This is a genomic window from Mesorhizobium sp. J8 (genome assembly GCF_016591715.1).
Taxonomy (GTDB): Bacteria; Pseudomonadota; Alphaproteobacteria; order Rhizobiales; family Rhizobiaceae; genus Mesorhizobium.
Window position 1 is genome coordinate 6654863 of the sequence record NZ_AP024109.1, and the last position, 25395, is coordinate 6680257.

Sequence of the window (25395 nt, forward strand, 5' to 3'; positions counted from 1 at the left end):
CATGACCCAGCCTTCGCGCCTCGCCATTGTCCCCTTCGTCAGCGTCGACCGCATGATGAAGCTCGTGCTCGCCATCGGCGTCGAGCGCTTCCTCACCGAGCTGGCCAGCTATATCGAGGAGGATTTCCGCCGCTGGGAGCTGTTCGACAAGACGCCGCGCGTCGCCTCGCACAGCCATGACGGCGTCATCGAATTGATGCCGACCAGCGACGGCAAGATGTACGGCTTCAAATATGTCAACGGCCACCCGAAGAACATGCGCGAGGGCCGCCAGACGGTCACCGCCTTCGGCGTTCTTGCCGATGTCGGCTCCGGCTATCCGATGCTCTTGACCGAAATGACCATCCTGACGGCGCTGCGCACGGCGGCCACCTCCGCGGTCGCCGCCAAATATCTGGCGCCGAAGGGCAGCCAAGCCATGGCCATCATCGGCAACGGCGCCCAGTCCGAGTTCCAGGCCATCGCCTTCAAGGCCCTGCTCGGCATCGACAAGCTGCGGCTCTACGACATCGACCGTTCGGCCTCGGAAAAATGCGCCCGCAACCTGGCCGGCAAAGGCTTCGACATCACCATCTGCCCGACCGGGCAGGATGCGGTGGAAGGCGTCGACATCATCACCACGGTGACGGCGGACAAGCAGTACGCCACCATCCTCACCGACAACATGGTCGGCTCCGGCGTCCACATCAACGCCGTCGGCGGCGACTGCCCCGGGAAGACCGAGCTGCACCGCGACATCCTTCTGCGCTCCGACATCTTCGTCGAGTTCCCGCCGCAGACGCGCATCGAGGGCGAGATCCAGCAGCTCGACGCCGACCATCCGGTGACCGAGCTGTGGCGGGTGATGACCGGCCAGGCGCCGGGCCGCAAGGCGCCCGAGCAGATCACGCTGTTCGATTCCGTCGGCTTCGCCACGGAGGATTTTTCCGCGCTGCGCTATGTCCGCGATCAGCTTCAGGCCACCGGCCTCTATGAAGAGCTCGATTTGCTCGCCGACCCCGACGAGCCGCGCGACCTGTTCGGCATGCTGGAGAGGGCGGCCATACAGCCAGCGGCTTGAGGCCTGTCGCCGAGGCGGCTTCAAACAGCGCGAGACAATCGCGCTGGTCGACCCCCACTCCGTCTCGGCTTCGCCGAGCCACCTCTCCCCCGATCGACGGGGTAGAGGAAGGGCGCCGAGCCTTTTGCCGTCAACGCTCGTCCAGCAAGGCTCCCTTCCTTTCCCTCCGGAGGGGGGAAAGGTGGCGCTGCGAAGCAGCGACGGATTGGGGGAACCACCTCGCCATCAAGCCTCCGCCCGATCAGTCACGCCACTCACAGAAAATGAACGTAGACGGAGAGGGGGCAGCGCCAGCGTTGATAATGCTTGCGCCTACTCCCGCGCCGCGCAGCTTTCCCGCTCGACCAGCACCGGCGCCAGCACCTCGCGCCTTGACGGCGCTGCCGGTTCGCCCAGCCGCTCGAGCAGCAGGCTCACGGCGCGCGTGCCGATCTTCTCCACCGGCTGCGCGATCGTCGTCAGCGGCGGCCAGGTGGTGACGGCATAAGGAATGTCGTCGAAGCCGATCATCGACATGTCGTCGGGAACGTGCAATCCGCGCGAGCGCAGCACCGTCAGCGCGCCCATGGCCATCAGGTCGTTGCAGGCAAACAGAGCCGTGATGTCGGGCGCCTGGGCCATGAGCTGCTCCATCGCCAGGCGCCCGCCGGCGAAATGATAGTCGGAATCGACGATCGACGACGCCAGCAGCTCGAGGCCTGCCTCGCCAAGCGCCCGCGCGAAGCCGCGCAGGCGGGCCGGGCTGGAGCTGGAATCGCGTGGCCCGCCGATGACGCCGATCTTCTTGTGGCCGAGCCCGGCCAGGTATTTGCCGGCGAGATAGCCGCCATGGTCGTGGTCGACCAGCACCGAATCGACATTGACCGACTGGATCTCGCGGTCGAGCAGCACCGCCGGCACGCTGGGCAGCAGGCGGGCGAACACGCGCGCGTGGTCGGACGAGCCGGCGAAGATCAGCCCGTCGATCTGCTTGGCCATCAGCACCGAGAGATAGCGCTCCTCCTTCTCGGCATTGCCGTCGGAGTTGCACAGGATCACCGTGTAGCCGGAGACGAATCCGGCATCCTCGATCTGCCGCGCGACGCTGGCGAAGAACGGGTTGGAATTGTCGGGCAGCAGCAGGCCGATGGTCTTGGTCTCGCCGCGCCTGAGACTCCGCGCCACCGAGTTCGGGCTGTAGCGCAGGGCCGCGATCGCGGCGCGCACGCGCTCGGCCGTTTCCGGCTCGACATGGCGCGTATGGTTCATCACATGCGAGACGGTGGCGACGGACACCCCCGCGTGGCGTGCGACATCAGCAATCGTCGTCATGGCCTTCAGCCCCTGGTGCCCCTTAGCGGATCCTCCGCAGCAGCCTCTCCCGGTACGCGTCTAGGATGACCGCGAGCACGATGACAAGGCCGATCACGATGGGTTTGAAATTGTCGCCGACGCCGAGCAGCTGCAATCCGGTGGAAAGCACCTGCAGGATGCACGCGCCGACCAGCGTGCCGATGATCGAGCCCTTGCCGCCGCTGAGGCTGGTGCCGCCGATGATGACGGCGGCGATGGCGTTGAGCTCGTAGCCGACGCCGGCGATCGGGCTGCCGATGTTGAGGCGCAACAGATAGACCATGGCCGCGATGCCGGCGGTGAGCCCGCTGATGGTGAAGGCGGCGACCTTGTAGAAATCCGGATTGTGGCCCGACAGTCGCACCGCCTCGTCATTGGTGCCGACGGCGAAGATCATGCGGCCAAAGACGGTGAAGCGCAGCACGAACCAGCCGGCCGCGATCACCAGCACCGCCACCAGGAAGATCGACGGCAGGAAGCCGCCGATGATGAGGTTGCCGAAATCGACGAAGCTCTGCGGCAGGCCGGTGATGGTCGAATTGTCGCTGACGACGCGGGCGGCGCCGGCGGCCATGTTGAGCATGCCGAGCGTGACGATGAAGGAGGGGATCTTCCAGCGCGTCGAGATCCAGCCATTGAGGAAGCCGCACGCCGCCCCCGTCGCCATGCAGGCGAGCAGCGCCAGCGTGATCGCGACGGCCGGCGACAGGCTCTCGTTTATCATCACGGTGGCCCCGACCACCGTGCAGAGCGCCAGCACCGAGCCGACCGAAAGGTCGATGCCGCCGGTGAGGATGACGAAGGTCATGCCGGCGGCCAGCACCGTGTTGATGGCGATCTGCACGAAGATCTTCAGCGCGTTGCCGGAGGTGGCGAAATAGGGGGCGGTGGCCGAGAAGAACAGCGTGATCAGCACAAGCGCCAGCAGCACCCCGGCATCGCGCACCAGGAAGCGCAGGAATTTCGCCCGGCCGGGGGAAACAGGCGCCGAAACGATTATCTCGGACGTCTCGCTCATGGTCGCACATACTCCTGATAGGCGAGCGACAGGATACGCTCCTGGTCGAATTCGGCGCGCGGCACCTCGCCGACGATCCTGTTCTTGGAAAAGACGATGATGCGGTGGCACATGCCCATCAACTCGGGCAGGTCGGACGACACCATGACGATGCCTTTCTGCTGCGCCGCCAGCATCCACAGCAGCTGGTAGATCTCGCGCCGCGCGCCGATATCGACGCCGCGCGTCGGCTCGTCGAGGATCAGCGTCGAGGTGCCGCGGAACAGCCACTTGGCCAGCACCACCTTCTGCTGGTTGCCGCCGGAAAGGTTGCGCACCGCCTGCTCGATCGAGCTTGCCTTGACGCGCAGCTGCCCGACCAGATCGTTGGCTGCCACGGCCTCGGCCCTGCGGTTGAGCAGACCGTTGTGTGAGACCTTGCCGAGATCCGTGATGGTGATGTTCTTGTCGACGGCCATGTCGAGCAGCAGGCCCTGGCCCTTGCGGTCCTCGGTGAGCAGGCTCAAGCCGTGCCGCACCGCGTCCTTGGGCGCGGCGATCGCCACCGGCTTGCCGTCGATCTCCACGATGCCGTCGAGCTTCGGGTCGGCGCCGAACAAGGCGCGCATGGCTTCCGTGCGGCCGCTGCCGACCAGCCCGGCGACGCCGAGGATCTCGCCATGGCGGACAGTGAAGGAGATCTCCGGGGTGGAAGCGTCGCGCTTCAGATTGGCAACGCTGAGCGCCACCTTGCCCGGAACGATCGTGTCATCGAAACCATATTCGTCGGCGATGTCGCGGCCGATCATCATGCGCACGAGGTCGGGCACGGTGAGGCCGTGGAGATCACGGGTCGCGACCAGCCGGCCGTTGCGCAGCACCGTCACCCGGTCGCCGATCTCGAACACCTCGTGCAGCCGGTGCGAGATGTAGATGATGGTGACACCCCGGGCCTTCAGCCGTTTGATGATGGCAAACAGCCGCTCGATCTCGGGCGGCGTCAGCGTCGCCGTCGGCTCGTCCAGCACCAGGAGCTTCGAATCGTAGCTCAGCGCCTTGGCGATCTCGACCAGCTGCATCTGCGCCACGCCCAGCGCCTCGACGCGTATGCGCGGATCGATGTCGAGCCCGACTTCCTTGAGCAGCGCCACGGCGCGGCTGTTGAGCGCCTTGCGGTCGACGATGCCGAAGGCGCGGCGCGGCAGGCTTTCCAGCATCAGGTTCTCGGCGATGCTGAGATAGGGCAGCAGGTTCAGTTCCTGGTGCACGATGCGGATGCCGCTCTGCTGCGCGTCATGCGGCGTCTTCGGCTGGTAGGGCTGGCCGTTGAAGACGATCGTGCCCGAATCCGGCTGGTAGATACCGGCGAGCAGCTTGATCAGCGTCGACTTGCCGGCGCCGTTCTCGCCCAGGATGATGTGGGTCTCGCCGCGCGCGATCGCGAGCGACACGTCGCTCAGCGCAACGGCGCCGGGAAAGATCTTTCCAACCCCTTCAAGGGATAGAATCGCATCCATGGGCAGGCGGAATCCTAAATCGCTCATGTCCGCGGCGATAGCGGCGCTTCGCCACCGCCGCCGGAACTGTCGGCGGCGGTGACGAGCGGGACGAAGCGGATCGCCGGAAGGGAGTCCCGGCGGCTCGCTCGCCTCATGCGGTGATCAGCTTGATGTCGGTCTTGACCCAGCCGGAGAACTTCTCGCCGGCAAGCTCGCGCAGGCCGTAGTCGATGCCCATGGCCGCCATCTGCGCGCCATACTGCTCGACGGTCGCCAGCATCTTGCCGCTCTTCAAGAGCGGGCCGACGGCCGGGATGTTGTCGAAGCCGACGACCTTGATCTGGCCCGACTTGCCGGCCGCGTCGATCGCCTTGACGACGCCGAGCGCCATCGAATCGTTCGCCGCCATCACGCCCTGGATGTCGGGATGCTGGGTGAGGAAGTTGGTCATCAGCGTGTTGGCTTCCTCGGTCTCCCAATGCGCGGTCTTTGAATCGAGCAGGTCGAGGCCGTACTCCTTCACCGAATCATCGAAGCCGAGCTTGCGCTCCTTGGCGTTGTCGGCTTCCGGGTTGCCTTCGAGAATGACGACCTTGCCGCCCTTGCCCAGCGCCTTGCCGAGCGCGTCGCCGGCGAGCTTGGCGCCTGCGCGGTTGTCCGGGCCGAAGAAGGCGAGGTCGATGCCGGCCTTCTTCTTGGCCTCGGTGTCGAGCGCCACGTCGATGTTGATGACCTTGATGCCGGCCTTCAGCGCCTTGGCGATCGGCGTGACCATGGCCTTCGAATCGGCGGGCGCCACGACGATGATGTTGTAGTTCTGGGTGATGAAGTTCTCGATCGCGTCGACCTGGGCCGCGAAGTCGCGCTCGTCCTTCATGCCGACGGCGGCGAAATCGAACTTGTCCTTGTTCTTCGCCGCATAGTCCTCCGCGCCGGCCTGCATCTGCTTGAAGAACTCGTTTGCCAGCGACTTCATCACCAGCCCGACCTTTGGCTTGTCGGCCGCAAAAACCTGGCCGATCGGCAAAGCGAGCGCGCCGGCGGCAAGCGCGCTGGTCTTCAGGAATTGGCGCCGCGAGAACGGGCCAAGCCCGTGCATGTTCGAAATCTTGCTCATTAGTCTCCTCCACTTGATTGAGCCGTAATCGGTTACGTAACCGATTACGCGCCAAAGTAGAGCCGGACTTTGCCAGGTGTCAATATCGGGGCCCCCCGGTTGGGGGGTTGGCCATATTCAGCCGCGTCTTCAGCCACTTGGCCGAAAAGTCGCTGAACGCCCGCACCCTCGGATTGCCCTTAAGATCCGGATGGGAGAGCACCCACAGCTCCGAGGCGAGCTCTTCGATGGTCTCGCCTGCGGGCGACAACCGCCGCGCCGCGCCGAGATAGTCGGGCAGCAGCGCCTTGCCCCAGCCGGCCTCGGCGGCGGCAGCCGCAGCGGTGAGGCTGTTGACCCTCAGCCCGATTTCGTCCTCCCGGACGTTCGCCTTCAGCCACTGCGCCGCCGGCAGGGCGGACAAGGTCGCGTCGAAGCCGATCCATCCTTCCGACGATTCATTCCCGGCATAGGCGGCGTAGGAAAACCGCGCCACGCGCCGTCCGACCAGCGTTTCGGGCGGCGTCAGCGTCGGGCGGATGGCGATGTCCGCCTCGCGCCGGCCGAGATCGGCGAAGCTGTTGTTCACCTCCAGCGACAGCGCGATGCCGGGATGGGCCTCGCCAAAGGACTTCAGGCAGGCGCAGGCAATGTCGAGCAGCGTATCGGCGGTCGTCACATTGAGCGGCCCGACCAGCCGGTCGTCCTGCGCCGCCACGCGCCGCTCGACCTCGGCGAGGCGGTCGCGCAGTTCTTCCGCCGCATCGAGGAAGGGCTCCGCCCTGCCGGTCGGCACGAGATTGTCGCCGAGACGCTCGAACAGCATGCCGCCGGTGCGCTTCTCCAGCTCCCTCAGCCGCCGGTAGATCGTCGCGATATGGATGCCGAGCCTTACCTGCGCGCCGCGCACCCCGCCCGCCGCAGCGATCGCCGCCACCAGCCGCACATCGTCATAGTCGATCATCTTCGCATCCATGCGAATGGGGATAGCAAAATTGCTCAATGCACTCGCGTGGGTGCGAACATATATCGCGCTGCGGAAACGAACCAGCCTGCTCAGGAGAAAGACATGAGCCGCATCCTGCATATCGAGGCCTCGCCGCGCGCCGATCGCTCCTGGTCGAGCAAGGCCGCCAAGAATTTCCTCGGGCAGCTGAAAGAGCGGCTGCCGAAGGTGGAAGTCGACCACTTCAACATCTGGACCGCCATCCTGCCGAGTTTCGACGGCGCTGCGATCGACGCCAAATACGCCAGGCTTTCCGGCACGCCTTTGACCGACGCGCAGAACCGCGCCTGGAAACTGATCGGCCATTACGTGGCGCGGCTTGATGCCGCCGACGCGATCCTGATCTCTACGCCGATGTGGAATCTCGGCGTTCCCTACCGGCTGAAACATCTGTTCGACCTGGTCACGCAGCCAGGCCTGAGCTTCTCCTTCAATCCGGCGACGGGCTACACGCCGCTGCTCAGCGCCCGGCCGACCGCCGCGCTGATGGCAACCTCCGGCGACTTCACCGAAGGCCCGAGCTACGGCCGGCCGGATCTGGCGACGCCCTATCTGCGCACCGCGCTCGCCTTTATCGGGCTGAAGGACGCGGCCATCGTCCACGTCTCGCCGACCATCGGCCACCCGGAAGCGATGGAAGCCGGCGTCAGGCGAACCGAAGCCGAAGTGCGGCGCCTTGCCGCCGATTTCGCTGGGAGGCTCGCATGAGCCCCTCGCTGGCCTGGCTGCTGCTCGTCGTTTCCGGCGTCACCGACGTCGCCTGGGCGCTCGCGACCAAGAAATCGGCCGGCTTCACCGAACCGCTCTGGGCCGCCGTTTCGCTGGTGCTTCTGGTCGTCTTCATCGCGCTCTTGACCAAAGCGCTGACCGTCCTGCCGCTCGGCACCGCCTATGCGGTATGGACCGGCATCGGCGCCGTCGGCTCGCTTATCGCGGGCATCGTGCTGTTCGGCGAGAGCACCGATGCAGTGCGGCTGACCTTTGCGGCGGTGACCATTCTTGGCGTGGTTGGGTTGAAGGTGAGTTCGTGAAGCCTATCCGGAAAAGGCCCGAGCATAGGTCCGGGCGAACTCCGCGAAACTGGTCGGCTGGACACCAAAGGCGTCGTGCGTTGCGAGGTGGACGCGGGACCTCGGCCGACTGAGACGCTCTTGCAACTGTTCGTAAAGCGCATCGACAAAATCGGCGGAAGCGCCGCCGCCGAGCAACGCGCTGCGGCGTTCGTCCCAACCGATCGCGACGTATCTGACTGGCCTTCCCGTCGCGGCCGATATCCGTCCGGCCACTTCGTTCATCGTCAGCGCTTCCGGACCGGTCATGTCCAGGCTCTCGCTCTCGTGGCCTCCCTCCCGCAGCAGCCGGCAAGCGACTTTCGCGATGTCCTCGATGGCCACTGGCGCGAGCTCGATATCGGCAAAGGGCAGACGCAACTCGCCATCCCGGCTTATGGCCGCGGCCTCCCTGAGATAGACCTGCATGAACTGTGACGGCCGCAGATGCGTCCACGCCAGACCCGAGCCTTCGAGGTGGTCTTCGATCTCTTCATGCATGCGCGTGAAGCGAAATTTGGCCGGATCGAACCCGATCCCGGATTCCGCTCCGGAGAATTTGATGACATGCTGAACACCGGCCTGCCGGCACAGGTCGATGAAATTGCATTGCGTTTCGCGCATGTCCTGCGACGCCGATGAGATCAGCAGCACCCGCGAAACACCGTCAAGCGCTGCCTTGACGTCGTCGCCTGCCCGCATGTCGCCTTCGACAGTTTCGATACCCGGCAGCTTGTCGAGCCCGATGGCCGACGCCTTGCCCATGCTTCTTATCAGCGCCTTGGCCGGCACACGGCCCAGTGCCAGCTCACGAACAATCATCTGACCGCTCAAGCCGGTCGCGCCTGTCACCAATATCATTTGTCTTTCCTTTTCGCGGCCGGCGGAGTCCGCCCGGCAAAAGCCTCGCCTTGCCAAGACGCGATGGTTACCGAAAAGGATTCTCGAATGCCGAAAATTTTCCGGCCGCGGCCTCGTTGGCCGCGGCTGGATTGAGCTTCACCGCCAGCCCAACGCCGGCGCGACATGCTTCAGGATCGACTCGATGACATGGGCGTTGTAATCGACGCCCAGCTGGTTGGGCACGGTCAGCAGCAGCGTGTCGGCCTCGGCGATCGCCTCATCCTCCTTGAGCTGTTCGACCAGTTTGTGCGGCTCGGCGGCATAGGTGCGGCCGAAGACGGCCCGCTTCTCGGGCTCGATATAGCCGAAATGGTCCTCGCCCTCGCTGCCGCCGAAATAGGCGCGGTCCATGTCGTTGACGAGGGCAAAGATACTGCGGCTGACCGAGACGCGCGGCTCCCTGGCATGCCCGGCTTCCTTCCAGGCAGCGCGGTAGGCTCTTATCTGCTTGGCCTGCTGGACATGCAACGGTTCGCCGGTCTCATCGAATTTCAGCGTCGAGCTCTGCAAGTTCATGCCGAGCTTGGCCGCCCATACCGCGGTTGCGTCGGTGGCCGCGCCCCACCAGATGCGGTCACGCAAGCCGGCCGAGAAGGGTTCAAGGCGCAGCAGGCCGGGCGGGTTGGGGAACATCGGCCGCGGGTTCGGCTGGGCGAAGCCTTCGCCGCGCAGCAGGTCGAGGAAGATCTCCGAGTGCCGGCGCGCCATGTCGGCGTCGCTCTTGCCCTCTTCCGGCACGTAGCCGAAATAGCGCCAGCCATCGATCACCTGCTCGGGCGAGCCGCGGCTGATGCCGAGCTGTAGACGCCCGCCGGCAATCAGGTCAGCCGCGCCCGCATCCTCGGCCATGTAGAGCGGGTTCTCATAGCGCATGTCGATGACGGCGGTGCCGAGTTCGATGCGCTTGGTCTTGGCGCCCGCCGCGGCCAGCAGCGGAAACGGCGAGGCGAGCTGCCGGGCGAAATGGTGGACGCGGAAATAGGCGCCGTCGGCGCCGAGCTCCTCGGCCGCGACCGCGAGGTCGATCGACTGCAGCAGCGCGTCGGCGCCCGAGCGCGTCCCCGATTGCGGCGAGGGCGACCAATGCCCGAACGACAGAAATCCGATCTTCTTCATGGCTCCATTCCTGCTGGAGCGGCCCATCGACCGCTTGAACTCCTTGTTGCACCAGCAGATAGCCAGGGCAGCGCCGCTATACAACGGACACCGAATGGATACAGACCGTCAATGAGGTCCTCGAAATGTTCGGCCCCGCCTCGCTTCGAGCGGAACGGGATCGGCTCATGCTTGCCATTCTCGCCGCCGTCGGAGCGCTGTATCGTTCCCGTCACCCGATGATTCCCCAGCACTGGACGATGCCCTTGATGCATGGCCTGACGCCCATATTGTCCACCGTGACCGCCTCTTTCCTGGCCTCCTTCGTCGAGGTCGTCGAAGCCTTCACCATCGTGCTCGCCGTCGGCGTGACCCGCAGCTGGCGCCCGGCGCTGACGGGCGCGGCGCTGGCGCTCGCCCTGCTTGCGGCCCTGGTGCTCGTCTTCGGGCCGCTGCTGGCCCTCGTCCCCATCACCGTCCTGCAATTCGTCGTCGGCGTGCTCCTGATCCTGTTCGGCATGCGCTGGCTGCGCAAAGCGATCCTGCGCAGCGCCGGCGTCATCGCGCTGCATGACGAGGAACAGGCCTTTTCCAGGGAGACGGCGGCGCTACAGCGGCAGGCCGCCGACCGCCGCGCCGACTATCTGGCGGCGGTCGCGTCGTTCAAGGCGGTGCTGCTCGAGGGCGTCGAAGTGGTGTTCATCGTCATCGCCGTCGGCGCCGCGCATGGCCAGACGCTCTATGCCGGCCTCGGCGCGCTGGCAGCCTTCGTGCTGGTGATGCTGATCGGCCTTGCCGTGCACCGGCCCCTGGCGCGCGTGCCTGAGAATTCGCTGAAATTCATGGTCGGGCTGATGCTGACCAGTTTCGGCGTGTTCTGGACCGGCGAAGGCCTCGGCGCTGAATGGCCGGGCGAGGACCTCGCGCTGCTCGCCATCTTCGTTGTCATTGCCGCCGCATCCTTCGCCATCGTTCGCTGGCTGCGCGGCACTTACCCGGCGGCCACGCAAGGAGTTGCCCGATGAGCGTGATCCGTCTCGTCTTCAAGGAACTGATCGGCATGTTCGTCGACGACGGCAGCCTGGCGCTGCTGGCGCTGATCCTGATCGCGCTGATCACCGCCGCGGTGAAATTGCTGGCGCTGCCGCCGCTCGTCGGCGGCGTCCTGCTTCTCGCCGGTTGCCTGGCAATTCTTCTGGAGAGCACGCGCCGCGCCGCGCGCAGTAAGGCGCGGTGATCGCGTAACGCTGGAGATTGGCGGAAGCTTCGCAGCTTCGTCATTCCAGGGCGGAGCAGCCGCGAAGCGGCGTCGCGGAGACCCTGGAATCCATGCCGTGCCCTCAGCCGTGGAATGCACCGAGGCTGAATTCTGCACCGTTGTGACGCTTCAAGGTAATGGCATGATCCTATGGTCTGCGCGCGTCGCTTCGCTCCTTGCTCCGCCATAGGATGACGATCGCGATGGGCGTTTCAGCCAATCTCCAAGGTATGGCGCTTGCCGGCAAACATATAGCCGCCAGTCAAACCCGCGCCGGGAACCTAATAGACCGTGAAAAGCGTCGGCAGGTCTCCGCTGAGGCGCAGATACTCGACAGCCTCGATGATCGGAAACAAAGCCAGGAAATAGAGGCCGTCGCGGAACGTGTTCCGCAGCGCGCTCGTCGAAAACAGCCACTGCGCCTCGTCGCGGTAAAGCAGCGGGTTCGGCCAGAAGGACGGCGTGCGCTCGGCATAGGCCGCGTAAGCCGCGCCGAACTTGCCGGCGAGATATTCGGCCTCCTTGCGCGCGGTGAAACGGAAGACGAGGAAGCTCGCCAGGCCGAGCACGATGGCCGCCAGCGCCGAACCGAACATCAGCCCGGTACCGGCCGCACCGAGGGTCGAGAAGAAATAGAGCGGATTGCGGGTCATCGAGAACGGGCCGGAGACGATCAGCTCGTCATTCTTCCTGCCGCCGACGAACAGGATGCTCCAGAGCCGGCCGAGGAAGCAGGCCAGCACCATCAGAAAACCGATCGTCTCGACGATCTCATGCCCCTTCGACCCTTCGGCCAGCGCCGGCTTGCTGAACAAAAGCAGGATCACGGCAAGGACGGCGGCCACCTGCACGACGATCAGGCGCTTGTGCTGGTCGAACGCTTTCGGCGCCGATTTGAGGGACGTGTAGGCCATTCTTTCTCACCGCTCCGGCGCCGCGGGGGCACCAAGGCTTCTCTAGCTTCTCTGTCACGTGATGGCGAGGGCCGGCGGGTGTTTTTGGCTGACCTTACGAATTTGTAAGAGCGCGGACAGGCTGCGGTGAATTCGCCTGCCTAGCCTGTCGATCGCCGCCAAATGCGATTTTCAGGCGGCAAATGGATCGTCGGAGAGACCGGAATGAACATCGCCATGACCGCGACAGTCCTTGAACACGATTCCGAGTTGAACCGGGTCCCGGACGTCACCCTCGATTTCTGGCTGATCAAGATCATGGCGGTGACCATGGGCGAGACCGCGGCCGACTATCTGGCCGTCAATCTCGGCCTTGGCCTCGCCGTCACCTCGCTCATCATGACCGGGGTCCTGGTTGTCGCGCTCGCCCTGCAATTCGCGCGGAAGCGCTACGTGCCCTGGGCCTATTGGCTGGCGGTCGTGCTGATCAGCATCGTCGGCACCTTGGTCGCCGACAATCTCGTCGACAATTTCGGCGTGCGGCTGGAGACGACGACGATCGTCTTCTCGGTCGCCCTCGCCCTGACCTTCGTCGCCTGGTACGCCAGCGAAAAGACGCTCTCGATCCACACCATCTTCACCACCCGGCGCGAGATCTTCTACTGGCTGGCGATCCTCTTCACCTTTTCGCTCGGAACGGCCGCCGGCGATCTGGTGGCCGAACGCTTCGACCTGGGCTATCTCGCCACCGGCCTCATCTTCGGCGGCGTGATCGCGGCGATTACCCTCGCCTGGTTCTTCCTTGGCCTCAACGCCACCCTCGCCTTCTGGCTCGCCTATATCCTGACCCGCCCGTTCGGCGCATCCTTCGGCGACCTGCTGTCGCAGCCGGTGGCGTATGGCGGCATGGGCTTCGGCACCACCTCCACCAGCCTGACCTTCCTCGGCTGCATCGTGATCATCGTTCTTTACATGACGCTGAAGAGGCTGATCGATGAGGACGAACAGGCCCTGCTCGATTAAAGCACTTCTCGCAAAAATGTGTTGCGGCCTTCGCCCCGGCAACGCGTAAAAACAGATGGTTAGAGCAATTCCATCAACGGGTGGCGCGGGATTTCCCTCCGGAACCGGGCCAAACGAGGACATAGAAGCCAGCCAAGAAAAGCCGCAGCCGGCGCTACCATGCCGGTGAGGTTGAGGCGGCAAGGACAGCGATGCGACTTCTGCTTGTTGAAGACGATCCGAGAACCGCCGACTATATCGTCAGGGGACTGACCGAGGCCGGCCATGTCTGCGATTTGCTGCGCGACGGTCATGACGGCCTGTTCGCAGCGACACGCAACGCCTATGACGTGATCGTCGCCGACCGCATGGTGCCCGGCCTCGACGGCCTGTCGATGATCAAGGCGGTGCGCGCCGCCGGCATCCGCACGCCGACCATCTTCCTGACCTCGATCGGCGGCGTCGACGACCGCGTCGAGGGTCTCGAAGCGGGTGGCGACGACTATCTGGTCAAGCCCTTCGCCTTTTCCGAGCTGCTTGCGCGCATAAACGCGCTCGGCCGCCGTCCGGCGGCGCAGGAGCAGAAGACGGCTTTGCGCGTCGCCGATCTCGAGATGGACCTGATTCAGCGCCGGGTAACCCGGCAGGGCCAGCCGATCGACCTGCAGCCGCGCGAATTCAGCCTGCTCGAAGTGCTGATGCGCGGCGAGGGCCGCGTCATCACCCGCACCATGCTCCTGGAGCGCGTCTGGGATTTTCATTTCGACCCCAAGACCAGCGTCGTCGAAACGCATATCAGCCGGCTGAGAGCCAAGGTCGACAGGCCGTTCGACGTGCCGCTGATCCACACCGTGCGCAACACCGGCTACAGCCTGCATGTTCCGACTTGAAGCGGTTCGGCGTTTGATAGGTTCTACGACCTGCTTTAACTCTCCGTTTTCACGCAATTCCGGATGGAAATGCGCTATAGGCTTTTCCTGGAATTGCCGCGGGAGGTTTGGACGCATGCGCGGCTCCGGGATCGGCGCATCGGTCATGGATCTGGGATGAGCGAGGCACGCTCCCGCCTGCTGCGCAGCACGCCGTTCAGGCTGGCGCTGACCTTCGCCTTCCTGTTCCTGCTGGCCTTCATCCTGTCCGGCGCGGTCGTCTATCAATTGATGAGCGCCTCGCTCGCCAGGCAGCTCGATCAGTCGATCAAGGAGACCTATTCGCTCATCGCGGCGACCTATTCCGAGAGCGACGAGGAGGACCTCACCAGCGCGGTGAGGGACCACGCCCAGTTCAGCCAGGACAAGGACGAGATTTTTTCGCTCACCGACAAGGGCGGCAACCGCCTCGCGGGCGATTTCACCGCCTCCGGCCTGCCGGACGGCTTTTCCGTGTTCGCCGTCGACTTGCCGGGCGTGCCGCCCGGCACCGAGTATCGCGCCTATTCCGGTACGGTCGGCGACAACAATTTGACGGTCGCCTTCTCGCTTTCGGAAACCGAGGATCTCGAACGGATCGTGTTGATGAGCTTCGGCTGGGCGACGCTGTTCATCACCGTTCTGGCGGTTGGCGGCGGCGCCGTGCTTGCCTCGCGCGTGCAGCGGCGCCTCGACGGCATCGCCAACACCATGGACGACGTCTCGCATGGCCGGCTCGACGCGCGCATACCCCTGATCGGCAGCGGCGACGACATCGACGCCGTCTCGGCCCAGGTGAATGCGGCGCTTGAGCGGCTGTCGGCCCTGGTCGACGGCATGCGCGAGGTGAGCGCCAACATCGCCCATGATCTCAAGACGCCGCTCAACCGGCTGCAGATGATCCTGGAATCCGCTGCCGACAAGACGGTGTCGGGGGAGGACATCGCCGCCGAGCTGATCGACGCCCGCGCCGAAAGCCAGCAGATCAACAGCACCTTCGACGCGCTTCTGCGCATCGCCCAGATCGAGGCCGGCGCCCGCAAGGCGCGCTTCGTCGATCTCGATGTCGGGCCGGTGGTCGAGACCATCGGCGAGGTTTATGCCGATGTCGCGGAGGACGACGGCAAATCCCTGTCGACGACAGTCGTTCCGGGCACGAAATGGTATGTGCACGGCGACCGTGACCTGCTGATGCAGATGCTCGCCAATCTGGTCGAGAACGCGCTGAGACACTGCCCGCCGGGCACCGCGATCGAGCTTTCCGTGACCGGCGAAGGCGGCCATGTCCTCATCCACGTCCGCGACAACGGCCCGGGCATTCCCGCCGAGGAGCGCGAAAAAGTGTTCCGCCGGCTCTACCGGCTGGATGCCAGCCGCACCACGCCGGGCAGCGGTCTGGGGCTCAGCCTCGTCAAGGCCGTGGCCGACCTGCATGGCGCCGCGATAACGCTCGAGGATCGCAATCCCGGTCTTGGCGTGACCGTCAGCCTTCCCGCGGTGCGAACGCCGGTGACCTGAGGCGGGACCCTCCCACCCTGGGGCGCCTTACGCATCTGTATAACCCCAGCCAGCCGCTCAAAACTCCGGTGCGATAGCGCTCCTCTGAAGGGGGAAGATTTGGCGCTACCGGTCCACCCGCGTCGACAGGATAATCGACGACGATGTCCGCTCCACGCCCTCCATCGCGCCGATCCTGTCGAGCAGCGCGTCGAGATCGCGGATCGACGGCGCGTCGACGATGACGATCATGTCGAAATTGCCGCTCACCGAATGCACGGTACGCACCGGCGGCATCGCCTCGAGACTGCGCACCACCTTGTCGGCGAGCTTCGGCGTCACGGTGAGCAGCACATGCGCCTTGACCAGGCCCTGCTCGTAGTCCGGCGACAGCCTGACCCCATAGCCCGTGATGATGCCGCGCTGCTCCAACCGTTCGATGCGGCTCTGCACCGTGGTGCGCGACACGCCGAGCTGCCGCGCCAGCTCGGCGGTCGAGGCCCGCGCATTGGCGCGCAAGAGGGAAAGCAAGGCCTGTTCGGCTTCACTGATCATTTCGACGAAATCTTTCGGCAAATCGCCTAAAATTCAGCGTCATATTGCTATATTCCACGCTTCCTTTCGACAGGCAAGCTGCGATGATTCCCGCCGAATTGGCGCAAACCGAGATTGCGGGGAATTGATCATGAAGAACATCGTTGTCGTCGGCGCCGGCAAGATCGGCTCGACCATTGCGGAAATGCTGAGCGCCTCGGGCGACTATCGCGTCACGCTCGTCGACCGCTCCGCCGCCCAGCTCGCCGCCGCCGAGCTGCCGGCCGGCGTCGAGACTAAGGAGCTGGACATCGCTGCTGCGGGCGAGCTGGAAAAGATCCTTGCCGGCAAGTTCGCCGTCTTGAGCGCCGCGCCCTTCCACCTCACCACCCGCATCGCCGACGCGGCGGCCGCCACCGGCGTGCATTATCTCGATCTCACCGAGGACGTGGTCTCGACCCGCCGGGTGAAGGAGCTGGCGCGGGAGGCCAGGAGCGCCTTCATTCCGCAATGCGGCTTGGCGCCGGGCTTCATCTCGATCGTCGCCAACGATCTCGCCAGCCGTTTTGACACCTTGGAAAGCGTGCGCATGCGCGTCGGCGCGCTGCCGCAATATCCGTCCAACGCGCTGAACTACAATCTCACCTGGAGCACCGACGGCGTCATCAACGAATATTGCGAGCCCTGCGAGGCGATCGTCGAGGGCGAATTGATCGAAGTGCCGCCGCTGGAAGAGCGCGAGGAGTTCTCGCTCGACGGCGTCACCTATGAGGCCTTCAACACTTCGGGCGGCCTCGGCACCTTGGCAGAGACGCTGAAGGGCAAGGTGCGCACGCTGAACTACCGCACCATCCGCTACCCCGGCCACGCCGCGATCATGAAGGCGCTGCTCAACGACCTAGGGCTCCGCCACCGCCGCGACGTGCTGAAGGACATCTTCGAGAGCGCCCTGCCGGCGACGATGCAGGACGTGGTCATCGTCTTCGTCACCGTCTCGGGCCGCCGCAACGGCCGCCTGCTGCAGGAGACCTACGCCAACAAGATCTATTCGCAGCGGGTCGGCAACATCGTGCGCAGCGCCATCCAGATCACCACCGCCTCCGGCATTTGCGCCGTGCTCGACATGCTGGCCGACGGCTCGCTGCCCACCAAGGGTTTCGTGCGCCAGGAAGACATCGCGCTGGACGCCTTCCTCGCCAACCGCTTCGGCCGCGCCTACGCCCAGCACGAGATGGCGAGCCGGCTGGCGGGGTGAGCGGCGCCGTCTTCTCCTTCTCCCCTTGTGGGAGAAGGTGGATCGGCGCGTAGCGCCGAGACGGATGAGGGGTGCTCCAGCGGAGTGAGACGTCGGCTTTCCCTGGAACACCCCTCATCCGTCGCCTTCGGCGACACCTTCTCCCACAAGGGGAGAAGGGGGAACCGCCTCAAACATGCAGCGCATGGCCCAGCGCCTTCAACGCTGCTTCCTGAAAACCTTCGCCCTGCGTGGGATGCGCGTGGATCGTGCCGGCGATGTCCTCCAGCCGCGCGCCCATCTCCAGCGCCAGGCCGAAGGCCGCCGACAGTTCCGACACGCCCTGCCCGACCGCCTGGATGCCCAGCACCAGGTGATTGTCCGCGCGCGCCACCACCCGTACGAAGCCGTCCTCGCCTTGTTTGGTCATGGCGCGGCCGTTGGCGGCAAACGGGAACTGGCCGATCTTGATCTCACCGGCGAGCGCCTTCGCCTCCTCGGGTGACAGGCCGGCGGTGACCAGCTCCGGATCGGTGAAGCAGATCGCCGGAATGGCGCGCTTGTCCCAGCTTCTTTTGTGGCCGGCGACGATCTCGGCCACCATCTCGCCCTGCGCCATGGCGCGATGCGCCAGCATCGGCTCGCCGGTCACGTCGCCGATGGCGTAGATGCCTCGCATGGAAGTACGGCACTGGTCGTCGATGCGGATGAATTTGCCCGCCATGTCGAGGTCGATCTGCTCCAACCCCCAGCCTTCGGTCAGCGGCTTGCGGCCGACCGTGACAAGAATCTTGTCGGCGGCGATCTTGGCGTTCTTGCCGTCAGCCGTCTCGACCAGCAGCGCATCGCCCTTGCCCGCCTGTCCCTGGGTCGACAAGCCTTTGGCCTTCGCGCCGGTCATGACCTCGACGCCGAGCTCGCCGAGCCGTTTGAGCACCGGCCGCGTCAGTTCGGCGTCATATTGCGCGAGCACCCGCGACAGCGCTTCGACCACGGTGACTTTCGAACCCATCTTCGCGAAGGCCATGCCGAGCTCCAGCCCGATATAGCCGCCACCGATGACCGCGAGCTTCTTCGGCACCTCGCTCAGCGCCAGCGCCTCGGTTGACGAAATGACCGGGCCGCCGAAGGGGAGGAACGGCAATTCGACCGGGGCCGATCCCGTGGCGATCACCACCATTTCGGCCCGGATCACCTGCGTGCCGGTCTCGGTCTCGACCTCGACGGTCTTGCCGTCCCGGAACGTCGCCCAGCCCTGCACGGTCTTGACCTTGGCCTTCTTCAGCAATCCGGCGACCCCGCTGTTGAGCCGGCTAACTATGCCGTCCTTCCAAGCGACGGTGCGAGCCAGGTCGAGCGTCGGCGCGGCGACCTTGATGCCGAGCGGATCCTTGCCGCCGGCCACACGCGCTATTTTCTCGAACTCCTCCGCCGCATGGATCAGCGCCTTGGAGGGAATGCAGCCGACATTGAGGCAGGTGCCGCCCGGTTTGCCGGCTTCGACGATGACCGTGTCGACGCCGAGCTGTCCGGCGCGGATGGCGCAGACATAACCGCCCGGGCCGGCGCCGATGACGAGCAGCTTGCAGGAGATTTCTTTCATGGGTCACACTATTTTGGTTGGGGGAAACCCCCTCATCTGGCCGCTTCGCGGCCACCTTCTCCCCAAGGGGAGAAGAGGACAGCGGAGGCGCCGGCGACCACCTCTCCCCTCGGGGAGAGGTCGGATCGCCCCGAATTGCCCTCCGCAATTCGGTTGGCAATCCGGGTGAGGGGGTGCGACCATTGTCATTCAATCCACAAAAATCAGCGCCGGCGTTTCCAGCAGCGCCTTGATGCGCTGGACGAAAACCGCGGCGTCCCAGCCATCGATCACGCGGTGGTCGAAGCTGGACGACAGGTTCATCATCTTGCGCGGGATGAACTGCGTGCCGTCCCACACCGGCCGCACCATGATCTTGTTGACGCCGATGATCGCCACTTCCGGATAGTTGATGACCGGCGTGGTCGCCACGCCGCCCATGGCGCCGAGCGAGGTGATGGTGATGGTCGAGCCGGAAAGCTCCTCGCGGCTCGCCGTACCGGCCTTCGCCGCATCGGCGAGCCGGTTGACCTCGGTGGCGCAGTCCCACAGGTCGCGCGCCTCGGCGTGCTTCACCACCGGCACCACCAGCCCGTTCGGCGTCTGAGCGGCGATGCCGATATGGATGCCCTCATGCTGGTGGATGATGCCGGCATCGTCGTCGAACAGCGCGTTGAGGTTGGGCTGCTCGGCGATCGCCTTCACCATCGCCCGCATCAGGAAAGGGAGCAGCGTCAGCTTCGGGCGATCTCCACGCTTCTCCTTGTTCAGCGTCGCGCGCAATTCCTCCAGCGCGGTGACGTCGATCTCCTCGACATAGGTGATGTGCGGGATGCGCGATTTCGCCAGCGACATCTTTTCGGCGATCTTTCGCCTGAGCCCCACGACCTTGATGTCCTCGACGCCATCCTTGCGCGCAAGTCCGGTGGCGCGGGCCAGCTGCGGGCCCCGCGCGACGAAGGCATCGATGTCCTCATGGCTGATGCGCCCGGCCGGGCCACTGCCCGGCACCTGACGCAGATCGATGCCGGCTTCCTTGGCGCGCAGGCGGACGGCGGGCGAAGCGAGCGGCTTCTCGCCTTCCGCGCGCGGCGCGCCGGACACTGAGGGGCGCGCGGCCCTTGGCGCGGCTGCCGGCGAAATCTGGGCCGGCGGGTCGGCTGGCTTTGGTGCAGGCTTCGGGCTGCTCGGTTGCGGTTCCGCTTTCGGCTCGGCCGGCTTGGCTGGAGCCTCGGGCTTCGGCGCGTCGCCGCCACCGATGTTCGTCTTCACATTGCCTTCGCCGGCTACCTTCAGCCGCACGATCGGCGAGCCGATCGCCACCGTGTCGCCGATCTCGGCGCCGAGCCACAGGATCTCGCCATCGACCGGCGAGGGGATCTCGACGGTCGCCTTGTCGGTCATGACGGCTGCAAGAACCGTGTCCTCGCGCACCAGGTCGCCGACCTTGACATGCCACTCGACAAGCTCGGCCTCGGCTACGCCCTCGCCGACATCGGGAAGCTTGATGACATGTTCGCCCATCTCAGGCCTCCCTAAGCTTCCAATGTTTCAAGCAAGGCGCGCCCGACCCGCGCCGGGCCGGGGAAATAGTCCCATTCCTGCGCATGCGGATACGGCGTGTCCCAGCCGGCGACGCGCGCCACCGGCGCCTCCAGGTGGTAGAAGCAGTTCTCCTGCACCAGGGACACCAGCTCGGCGCCGAATCCGGAGGTCAGCGTCGCCTCATGCACGACGACGCAGCGTCCGGTCTTCTTCACCGAGGCGACGATCGTGTCGAGATCGAGCGGCAGCAGAGTCCTGAGGTCGATGACCTCGGCGTCCACGCCGGTCTCCTCGGCGGCAGCCTGCGCCACATAGACCATCGTGCCGTAAGCGAGGACGCTGACCGCCGAGCCCTGGCGGCGGATCGCCGCCTTGCCGAGCGGGATCGTGTAATGGCCGTCGGCAACCTCGCCGAGCTCATGCTTCGACCAGGGCGTCACCGGCTTGTCGTGATGGCCGTCGAACGGCCCGTTATAGAGCCGCTTCGGCTCGAGGAAGATCACCGGGTGCGGATCCTCGATCGCCGCGATCAGCAGGCCCTTGGCGTCGTGCGGATTGGAGGGCACGATCACCTTCAGGCCGGAGACATGGGTGAACAGCGCTTCAGGGCTCTGGCTGTGCGTCTGGCCGCCGAAGATGCCGCCGCCGGTCGGCATGCGCACCACGATCGGGCAGGTGAAGTCGCCGTTCGAGCGGTAACGCAGCCGCGCCGCCTCCGAGACGATCTGGTCGTAGGCCGGATAAACATAGTCGGCAAACTGCACCTCGACACAAGGGCGCAGCCCGTAGGCGGCCATGCCGATGGCCGAGCCGACGATGCCGGACTCGCTGATCGGCGCGTCGAAGCAGCGGCTCTTGCCGTATTTGGCCTGCAGGCCTTGCGTGGCGCGGAAGACGCCGCCGAAGAAGCCGACATCCTCGCCGTATACGACAACGCGCTCGTCGCGCGCCATCGACACGTCCATGGCATCGCGGATCGCCTCGATCATGGTGCGTCTGGGCATGGTTCAGACCCCTGCCTGCTGGCGCTGCCGCCTCAGATGCGGCGGCATCTCGGCATAGACGCCCTCGAACATGTCGCGCGTCGACGGCTTGCCGCCGGCATGAAGCGTGCCATGGCTTTCGGCCTCCTTCTGCGCCGCGATCACCGTCTCGAGGATCTCGGCCTCCGCCTGGGTGTGGCGGTCCTCGGACCAGGCGCCCTTGTGGATGAGGTGGTTCTTCAGCCGGATGACCGGATCGCCGAGCGGCCAGGCGTCGGATTCGGCTTTCGGCCGGTAGGCCGACGGATCGTCGGAGGTCGAATGCGCGCCGACGCGGTAGGTGACATATTCGACCAGCGTCGGCCCGAGATTGCGGCGCGCCCGCTCCACCGCCCATTTCGCCACCGCCTGGACGGCGAGATAGTCGTTGCCGTCGACACGCAGCGAAGGAATGCCGAAGCCGAGGCCGCGCGCGGCGAACGTGCCGGAGCCGCCGCGCGCGATGCCCTGGAAGGTCGAGATCGCCCACTGGTTGTTGACGACGTTGAGCACGACGGGCGCCTTGTAGGTCGAGGCGAAGACCAGCGCCGCATGAAAATCGGACTCCGCCGTCGAGCCGTCGCCGATCCAGGCGGCGGCGATGCGCGAATCGTTGGAGATCGCCGAAGCCATCGCCCAGCCGACCGCCTGAATGTATTGCGTCGCCAGATTGCCCGAGATCGAGAAGAAGCCGTGCTCCTTCGAGGAATACATCACCGGCAGTTGCCGGCCCTTCAGCGGGTCGGCCTCGTTGGAATAGATCTGGTTCATCATCGCGACCATCGGATAGCCGTCGGCGATGAGAAGTCCGGCTTGCCGATAGGTCGGGAAATTCATGTCGCCCGGCTGAAGCGCCTTGCGGAAGGCGCAGCTCACCGCCTCCTCGCCGAGATGCTGCATGTAGAACGAGGTCTTGCCCTGGCGCTGCGCCATCTGCATGCGGGCGTCGAAGGTCCTGAGCGTCATCATGTGGCGCAGGCCTTCGAGCAGTTCCTCGTCGCTGAGCAGCCCCGCCCACGGGCCGACCGCCTCGCCGGCGCGGTTCAGCACCCGGATGATGGAAAAGGCCATGTCGCGGATGGCGCGCGGATCGACGTCGATCTCGGGACGCGGCACCGAGCCGGCCTTGGGGATGGTCACATTCGAGAAGTCGGGCGTGCCGCCGGGCCGCACCTCGGGCTCGGGCACATGAAACCGCAACATTCCAGCATCGGCCATGAGCTCACATCCTCCAATGTTGCCGGTGCGATAGTGGCACATCCGCGCCGCCAGACCAGTGCGATTTCACCGGGCTTCGGCACGGCCCTCCTCCCCGGCCGTCGGCCTCGGCCGGCCGATGCGGCGCGCAGGCTCAAGATGCAGATATGGCGACGAAATTTCTTGTCGATGTTTTTGAGTTGCGCGCAATTTGGCGGAAGTTTGCGGTGTGGTTGCTGTCATTTAACGCAAGCGACGGTGAGGCTAGGCGCGGCCTCCCCTTCTCCCCTTGTGGGAGAAGGTGGATCGGCGCGCAGCGCCGAGACGGATGAGGGGTGTTCCAGCGGAGTGAGACGCTGGTGCCATCTGGAGCACCCCTCATCCGGCCGCTTCGCGGCCACCTTCTCCCACAAGGGGAGAAGGAAGAGACGCTGCCCGCCGCTTCTCCGTTCACTCGCCCCCCGCCTCATGCTAACTCACCCGGCATGGCACAGAAGAAAGGATACGAGGTCGATTCGTGGCTGGCGCGGCCCGATCCCGCCATGGGTATCGTCCTGCTTTACGGTCCAGACCGCGGCCTTGTCGCCGAGCGGGCGAAAGCCTTCGCCGCGAAAACCGGCCTGCCGCTGGATGACCCATTCTCGGTGGTGAAGCTCGACGGCGCCGAGGTCGACCGCGACGAGGGCCGGCTGCTCGACGAGGCGCGCACCGTGCCGATGTTTTCCGACCGGCGGCTGCTTTGGGTGCGCAATGCCAGCGGCCAGAAGGCGCTGGCCGACGACATCAAGGCTCTGACGAATGAACCGGCGAAGGATGCGATCATCCTCATCGAGGCAGGCGACCTGAAGAAAGGCACGGGCCTCAGGGCCATCGTCGAGGCCGCCGCCAACGCGATCGCTCTGCCCTGCTACGCCGACGAAGCCCGCGACCTCGATACGGTGATCGACGACGAATTGCGCAAGGCCGGCATGTCGATGACGCTGGACGCCCGCCAGGCGCTGCGCCGCAATCTCGGCGGCGACCGCCTCGCCTCGCGCGGCGAGATCGAGAAGCTGGTGCTCTATGCGCACGGCCAGAAGGAAATCGACGTCGATGACGTCAATGCCTTGTCGGGGGATGTCTCCGGCGCTTCCTTCGACGCCGCGGTCGACGCCATGCTGGACGGCAGGATCGGCGACTTCGACATCGCCTTCAATCGCCACTGCCAATCCGGCGGCCACCCTTTCCTGGTGCTGTCCTCGGCGATGCGGCAATTGCAGGCGATCCAGGTGATGCGCGGCCAGATGGAGAGCGGCGGTCGCAACGCGGCCTCGGTCGTCGCCGGCGCCCGCCCGCCCGTCTTCTTCTCGCGCCGCAAGCTGGTGGAGAAGACGCTGGAGCGCTGGAACGTCGAGGCGCTTGGCCGCGCGCTCGGCCGGCTGCAGACGGCCGTGCTGCAAACGCGCAAGCGGCCGGATTTGTCGGAAGCGCTGGCCAGGCAGGCGCTGCTGGGGATCGCGATCGAGAGCGCGCGGCTAGGGCAGAGGTAGGCAATCAGCCGATCTCCCCTTGTGGAGAGATGTCCGGCAGGACAAAGGGGCGCGCTCCTCTGTCCAGCTATGGCATCTCCTCGTATGGGAGGGATTTGCAGCTCCCATTATCCTCGCCACCCGCCCGCGCAAACAAAAAAGGGCCAGCGTAACGCCAGCCCTTTCATTGTCTATCACCGATATATCAGTCGTATCCAGCTCTAAGCCAAAACCTCAGCCACCGCCAAATACCGTGTCGGGTCAGTAACCTACCGCTCGTCCTTCAGCCGCCGGCAGAGTTCGTCGAGCTGCTCGAGCGAGCGGTAATCGACGCGCAGCGTGCCGCCCTTGGCCTTGTGCTCGATGCTGACGATCATGCCGAGCGTGTCGGTCATCAGCTTCTCCAGCGCCAGCGTGTCGGGGTCCTTCTCGGGCGTGCCCGAGGCAGGCTTCGCCTTGGCCGGCGTCGGACCGGCGGGCATCTGCGCCAACGCCTCGGCCTGGCGCACGGAAAGCCCCTCCTTGACGATGCGCTTGGCAAGCCCGGCCGGGTCCTCGGCCGTGACCAGCGTGCGGGCATGGCCAGCCGACAGGTCGCCATCGACCAGCATCGAGTGGATGACGGGCGGCAGCTTCAGCAGTCTGAGCGTGTTGGCGACATGGCTGCGGCTCTTGCCGATCACCTGGCCGAGATCGGCCTGGGTGTAGCCATGCTCGTCGATGAGCTGCTGGTAGCCTTGCGCCTCTTCGACCGGATTGAGGTCGGCGCGCTGCACGTTCTCGATGATCGCCAGTTCCAGCGCGGTGCGGTCGTTGACGTCGCGCACGATCAGCGGGATCTCGGTCAGGCCGGCGCGCTGCGCCGCCCGCCAGCGCCGCTCGCCGGCGATGATCTCGTAGCGGCCGGGCTGCGAAGGCGAGGGACGCGCCACGACCGGCTGCACAACGCCATGCTCGCGGATCGACTGGGCAAGGTCGGTGAGCTCGGCGTCGCCGAAATGCCGGCGCGGGTTTTTCGGGTTCGGGCTGACGAATTCGATCGGCACCTTGCCGTCCGCCGCCACGACCGCGCTCGGCTTTTCCGGCGCCGCCGGACGGTCGATTTCGCCGATCAGCGCCGCGAGGCCACGGCCCAGTCTTTTTCTTGATTGGTCTTCGCTCATTATAATGTCCAGATC

The 25395-nt window shown here is 65.5% G+C and carries 24 protein-coding genes; 10 read left to right on the forward strand and 14 right to left on the reverse strand.

Features of this window, described 5'->3' with window-relative positions:
- The first annotated feature begins 1 nt into the window (after position 1).
- A complete protein-coding gene (locus MJ8_RS31925; protein ID WP_201412481.1) occupies positions 2-1060 on the forward strand; it encodes an ornithine cyclodeaminase in 1059 nt (352 codons plus the stop codon).
- 312 nt (positions 1061-1372) lie between these two features.
- Here MJ8_RS31925 and MJ8_RS31930 read toward each other — a convergent pair whose 3' ends face one another.
- The 5 genes from MJ8_RS31930 to MJ8_RS31950 all read right to left on the reverse strand — a co-directional run bounded on the left by MJ8_RS31930 (position 1373) and on the right by MJ8_RS31950 (position 6948).
- Positions 1373-2371, reverse strand: coding sequence for a LacI family DNA-binding transcriptional regulator (locus MJ8_RS31930; protein ID WP_201412482.1), 999 nt, complete (start codon positions 2369-2371; stop codon positions 1373-1375).
- A 22-nt stretch (positions 2372-2393) separates the two neighbouring features.
- Complete coding sequence (locus MJ8_RS31935) at positions 2394-3410, reverse strand: ABC transporter permease (protein WP_140752250.1); 1017 nt, start codon at positions 3408-3410, stop codon at positions 2394-2396.
- The gene (locus tag MJ8_RS31940; protein ID WP_201412483.1) at positions 3407-4906 is read right to left on the reverse strand and encodes a sugar ABC transporter ATP-binding protein; all 1500 of its coding nucleotides are present in this window, start codon (positions 4904-4906) and stop codon (positions 3407-3409) included. The genes MJ8_RS31935 and MJ8_RS31940 overlap by 4 nt, the downstream gene beginning before the upstream one ends.
- Positions 4907-5039: 133 nt before the next feature.
- The gene (locus tag MJ8_RS31945) at positions 5040-6005 is read right to left on the reverse strand and encodes a sugar ABC transporter substrate-binding protein (RefSeq protein ID WP_201412484.1); all 966 of its coding nucleotides are present in this window, start codon (positions 6003-6005) and stop codon (positions 5040-5042) included.
- 79 nt (positions 6006-6084) lie between these two features.
- Complete coding sequence (locus tag MJ8_RS31950) at positions 6085-6948, reverse strand: LysR family transcriptional regulator (protein WP_201412485.1); 864 nt, start codon at positions 6946-6948, stop codon at positions 6085-6087.
- A gap of 105 nt (positions 6949-7053) precedes the next feature.
- On the opposite strand from MJ8_RS31950, the gene MJ8_RS31955 reads away from it, so the two are divergent.
- Together MJ8_RS31955 and MJ8_RS31960 are read left to right on the forward strand one after the other, a co-directional pair.
- Complete coding sequence (locus MJ8_RS31955; protein ID WP_201412486.1) at positions 7054-7698, forward strand: FMN-dependent NADH-azoreductase; 645 nt, start codon at positions 7054-7056, stop codon at positions 7696-7698.
- Complete coding sequence (locus MJ8_RS31960) at positions 7695-8021, forward strand: DMT family transporter (protein WP_201412487.1); 327 nt, start codon at positions 7695-7697, stop codon at positions 8019-8021. Before MJ8_RS31955 ends, MJ8_RS31960 begins: the two co-directional genes overlap by 4 nt.
- 3 nt (positions 8022-8024) lie before the next feature.
- On the opposite strand, the gene MJ8_RS31965 is transcribed toward MJ8_RS31960, so the two are convergent.
- Both MJ8_RS31965 and MJ8_RS31970 read right to left on the reverse strand, forming a co-directional pair.
- Positions 8025-8873 (reverse strand): NAD(P)H-binding protein, encoded by an 849-nt coding sequence (locus MJ8_RS31965; RefSeq protein ID WP_263649568.1) that lies wholly within the window; start codon positions 8871-8873, stop codon positions 8025-8027.
- 165 nt (positions 8874-9038) lie between these two features.
- Complete coding sequence (locus MJ8_RS31970) at positions 9039-10058, reverse strand: LLM class flavin-dependent oxidoreductase (protein ID WP_201412488.1); 1020 nt, start codon at positions 10056-10058, stop codon at positions 9039-9041.
- A 248-nt stretch (positions 10059-10306) separates the two neighbouring features.
- Here MJ8_RS31970 and MJ8_RS31975 point away from each other — a divergent pair, with 248 nt between their 5' ends.
- Both MJ8_RS31975 and MJ8_RS31980 read left to right on the forward strand, forming a co-directional pair.
- Positions 10307-11062 (forward strand): COG4280 domain-containing protein, encoded by a 756-nt coding sequence (locus MJ8_RS31975; protein WP_201415641.1) that lies wholly within the window; start codon positions 10307-10309, stop codon positions 11060-11062.
- The gene (locus MJ8_RS31980; RefSeq protein ID WP_201412489.1) at positions 11059-11274 is read left to right on the forward strand and encodes a hypothetical protein; all 216 of its coding nucleotides are present in this window, start codon (positions 11059-11061) and stop codon (positions 11272-11274) included. Before MJ8_RS31975 ends, MJ8_RS31980 begins: the two co-directional genes overlap by 4 nt.
- A 302-nt stretch (positions 11275-11576) precedes the next feature.
- Here the strand turns inward: MJ8_RS31980 and MJ8_RS31985 are convergent, their stop codons facing one another.
- A complete protein-coding gene (locus tag MJ8_RS31985) occupies positions 11577-12209 on the reverse strand; it encodes a methyltransferase family protein (RefSeq protein ID WP_201412490.1) in 633 nt (210 codons plus the stop codon).
- Positions 12210-12413: 204 nt separating this feature from the next.
- On the opposite strand from MJ8_RS31985, the gene MJ8_RS31990 reads away from it, so the two are divergent.
- From MJ8_RS31990 to MJ8_RS32000, 3 genes are all read left to right on the forward strand, one after another.
- Positions 12414-13211 (forward strand): hypothetical protein, encoded by a 798-nt coding sequence (locus tag MJ8_RS31990; protein ID WP_225248091.1) that lies wholly within the window; start codon positions 12414-12416, stop codon positions 13209-13211.
- A 191-nt stretch (positions 13212-13402) separates the two neighbouring features.
- Positions 13403-14080 carry a winged helix-turn-helix domain-containing protein gene (locus MJ8_RS31995; RefSeq protein WP_201412491.1) on the forward strand — a complete coding sequence of 226 codons (678 nt, stop codon included), beginning with the start codon at positions 13403-13405 and terminating at the stop codon, positions 14078-14080.
- Between the two features lie 156 nt (positions 14081-14236).
- Positions 14237-15616: a sensor histidine kinase gene (locus MJ8_RS32000; RefSeq protein WP_201412492.1), complete on the forward strand. Its 1380-nt coding sequence runs from the start codon at positions 14237-14239 to the stop codon at positions 15614-15616.
- Between the two features lie 105 nt (positions 15617-15721).
- Here MJ8_RS32000 and MJ8_RS32005 read toward each other — a convergent pair whose 3' ends face one another.
- A complete protein-coding gene (locus MJ8_RS32005; protein WP_201412493.1) occupies positions 15722-16150 on the reverse strand; it encodes an Lrp/AsnC family transcriptional regulator in 429 nt (142 codons plus the stop codon).
- A gap of 130 nt (positions 16151-16280) precedes the next feature.
- Between MJ8_RS32005 and MJ8_RS32010 the strand changes: the two genes are divergently transcribed.
- Positions 16281-17384, forward strand: a complete 1104-nt coding sequence (locus MJ8_RS32010; protein ID WP_201412494.1) for a saccharopine dehydrogenase family protein — start codon at positions 16281-16283, stop codon at positions 17382-17384.
- A 169-nt stretch (positions 17385-17553) separates the two neighbouring features.
- Here MJ8_RS32010 and lpdA read toward each other — a convergent pair whose 3' ends face one another.
- From lpdA to MJ8_RS32030, 4 genes are all read right to left on the reverse strand, one after another.
- Positions 17554-18966 (reverse strand): dihydrolipoyl dehydrogenase, encoded by a 1413-nt coding sequence (gene lpdA, locus MJ8_RS32015; RefSeq protein WP_201412495.1) that lies wholly within the window; start codon positions 18964-18966, stop codon positions 17554-17556.
- Positions 18967-19155: 189 nt separating this feature from the next.
- Positions 19156-20469, reverse strand: a complete 1314-nt coding sequence (locus MJ8_RS32020; protein ID WP_201412496.1) for a dihydrolipoamide acetyltransferase family protein — start codon at positions 20467-20469, stop codon at positions 19156-19158.
- An 11-nt stretch (positions 20470-20480) separates the two neighbouring features.
- Positions 20481-21494, reverse strand: coding sequence for an alpha-ketoacid dehydrogenase subunit beta (locus MJ8_RS32025; RefSeq protein ID WP_201412497.1), 1014 nt, complete (start codon positions 21492-21494; stop codon positions 20481-20483).
- Between the two features lie 3 nt (positions 21495-21497).
- A complete protein-coding gene (locus tag MJ8_RS32030) occupies positions 21498-22730 on the reverse strand; it encodes a 3-methyl-2-oxobutanoate dehydrogenase (2-methylpropanoyl-transferring) subunit alpha (RefSeq protein WP_201412498.1) in 1233 nt (410 codons plus the stop codon).
- Between the two features lie 464 nt (positions 22731-23194).
- Between MJ8_RS32030 and holA the strand changes: the two genes are divergently transcribed.
- Positions 23195-24238: a DNA polymerase III subunit delta gene (holA, locus tag MJ8_RS32035; RefSeq protein ID WP_201412499.1), complete on the forward strand. Its 1044-nt coding sequence runs from the start codon at positions 23195-23197 to the stop codon at positions 24236-24238.
- A gap of 248 nt (positions 24239-24486) precedes the next feature.
- On the opposite strand, the gene MJ8_RS32040 is transcribed toward holA, so the two are convergent.
- Positions 24487-25380, reverse strand: coding sequence for a ParB/RepB/Spo0J family partition protein (locus tag MJ8_RS32040; RefSeq protein WP_201412500.1), 894 nt, complete (start codon positions 25378-25380; stop codon positions 24487-24489).
- Positions 25381-25395: the final 15 nt, after the last annotated feature.

Bases quoted from the DNA above. Each gene is read 5' to 3' on its own strand.
- MJ8_RS31925 (WP_201412481.1), top strand. From the start codon at position 2: ATGACCCAGCCTTCGCGCCTCGCCATTGTCCCCTTCGTCAGCGTCGAC.
- MJ8_RS31930 (WP_201412482.1), bottom strand. From the start codon at position 2,371: ATGACGACGATTGCTGATGTCGCACGCCACGCGGGGGTGTCCGTCGCC.
- MJ8_RS31935 (WP_140752250.1), bottom strand. From the start codon at position 3,410: ATGAGCGAGACGTCCGAGATAATCGTTTCGGCGCCTGTTTCCCCCGGC.
- MJ8_RS31940 (WP_201412483.1), bottom strand. From the start codon at position 4,906: ATGGATGCGATTCTATCCCTTGAAGGGGTTGGAAAGATCTTTCCCGGC.
- MJ8_RS31945 (WP_201412484.1), bottom strand. From the start codon at position 6,005: ATGAGCAAGATTTCGAACATGCACGGGCTTGGCCCGTTCTCGCGGCGC.
- MJ8_RS31950 (WP_201412485.1), bottom strand. From the start codon at position 6,948: ATGATCGACTATGACGATGTGCGGCTGGTGGCGGCGATCGCTGCGGCG.
- MJ8_RS31955 (WP_201412486.1), top strand. From the start codon at position 7,054: ATGAGCCGCATCCTGCATATCGAGGCCTCGCCGCGCGCCGATCGCTCC.
- MJ8_RS31960 (WP_201412487.1), top strand. From the start codon at position 7,695: ATGAGCCCCTCGCTGGCCTGGCTGCTGCTCGTCGTTTCCGGCGTCACC.
- MJ8_RS31970 (WP_201412488.1), bottom strand. From the start codon at position 10,058: ATGAAGAAGATCGGATTTCTGTCGTTCGGGCATTGGTCGCCCTCGCCG.
- MJ8_RS31975 (WP_201415641.1), top strand. From the start codon at position 10,307: ATGCATGGCCTGACGCCCATATTGTCCACCGTGACCGCCTCTTTCCTG.
- MJ8_RS31980 (WP_201412489.1), top strand. From the start codon at position 11,059: ATGAGCGTGATCCGTCTCGTCTTCAAGGAACTGATCGGCATGTTCGTC.
- MJ8_RS31985 (WP_201412490.1), bottom strand. From the start codon at position 12,209: ATGGCCTACACGTCCCTCAAATCGGCGCCGAAAGCGTTCGACCAGCAC.
- MJ8_RS31990 (WP_225248091.1), top strand. From the start codon at position 12,414: ATGAACATCGCCATGACCGCGACAGTCCTTGAACACGATTCCGAGTTG.
- MJ8_RS31995 (WP_201412491.1), top strand. From the start codon at position 13,403: ATGCGACTTCTGCTTGTTGAAGACGATCCGAGAACCGCCGACTATATC.
- MJ8_RS32000 (WP_201412492.1), top strand. From the start codon at position 14,237: ATGAGCGAGGCACGCTCCCGCCTGCTGCGCAGCACGCCGTTCAGGCTG.
- MJ8_RS32005 (WP_201412493.1), bottom strand. From the start codon at position 16,150: ATGATCAGTGAAGCCGAACAGGCCTTGCTTTCCCTCTTGCGCGCCAAT.
- MJ8_RS32010 (WP_201412494.1), top strand. From the start codon at position 16,281: ATGAAGAACATCGTTGTCGTCGGCGCCGGCAAGATCGGCTCGACCATT.
- lpdA (WP_201412495.1), bottom strand. From the start codon at position 18,966: ATGAAAGAAATCTCCTGCAAGCTGCTCGTCATCGGCGCCGGCCCGGGC.
- MJ8_RS32020 (WP_201412496.1), bottom strand. From the start codon at position 20,469: ATGGGCGAACATGTCATCAAGCTTCCCGATGTCGGCGAGGGCGTAGCC.
- MJ8_RS32025 (WP_201412497.1), bottom strand. From the start codon at position 21,494: ATGCCCAGACGCACCATGATCGAGGCGATCCGCGATGCCATGGACGTG.
- MJ8_RS32030 (WP_201412498.1), bottom strand. From the start codon at position 22,730: ATGGCCGATGCTGGAATGTTGCGGTTTCATGTGCCCGAGCCCGAGGTG.
- holA (WP_201412499.1), top strand. From the start codon at position 23,195: ATGGCACAGAAGAAAGGATACGAGGTCGATTCGTGGCTGGCGCGGCCC.
- MJ8_RS32040 (WP_201412500.1), bottom strand. From the start codon at position 25,380: ATGAGCGAAGACCAATCAAGAAAAAGACTGGGCCGTGGCCTCGCGGCG.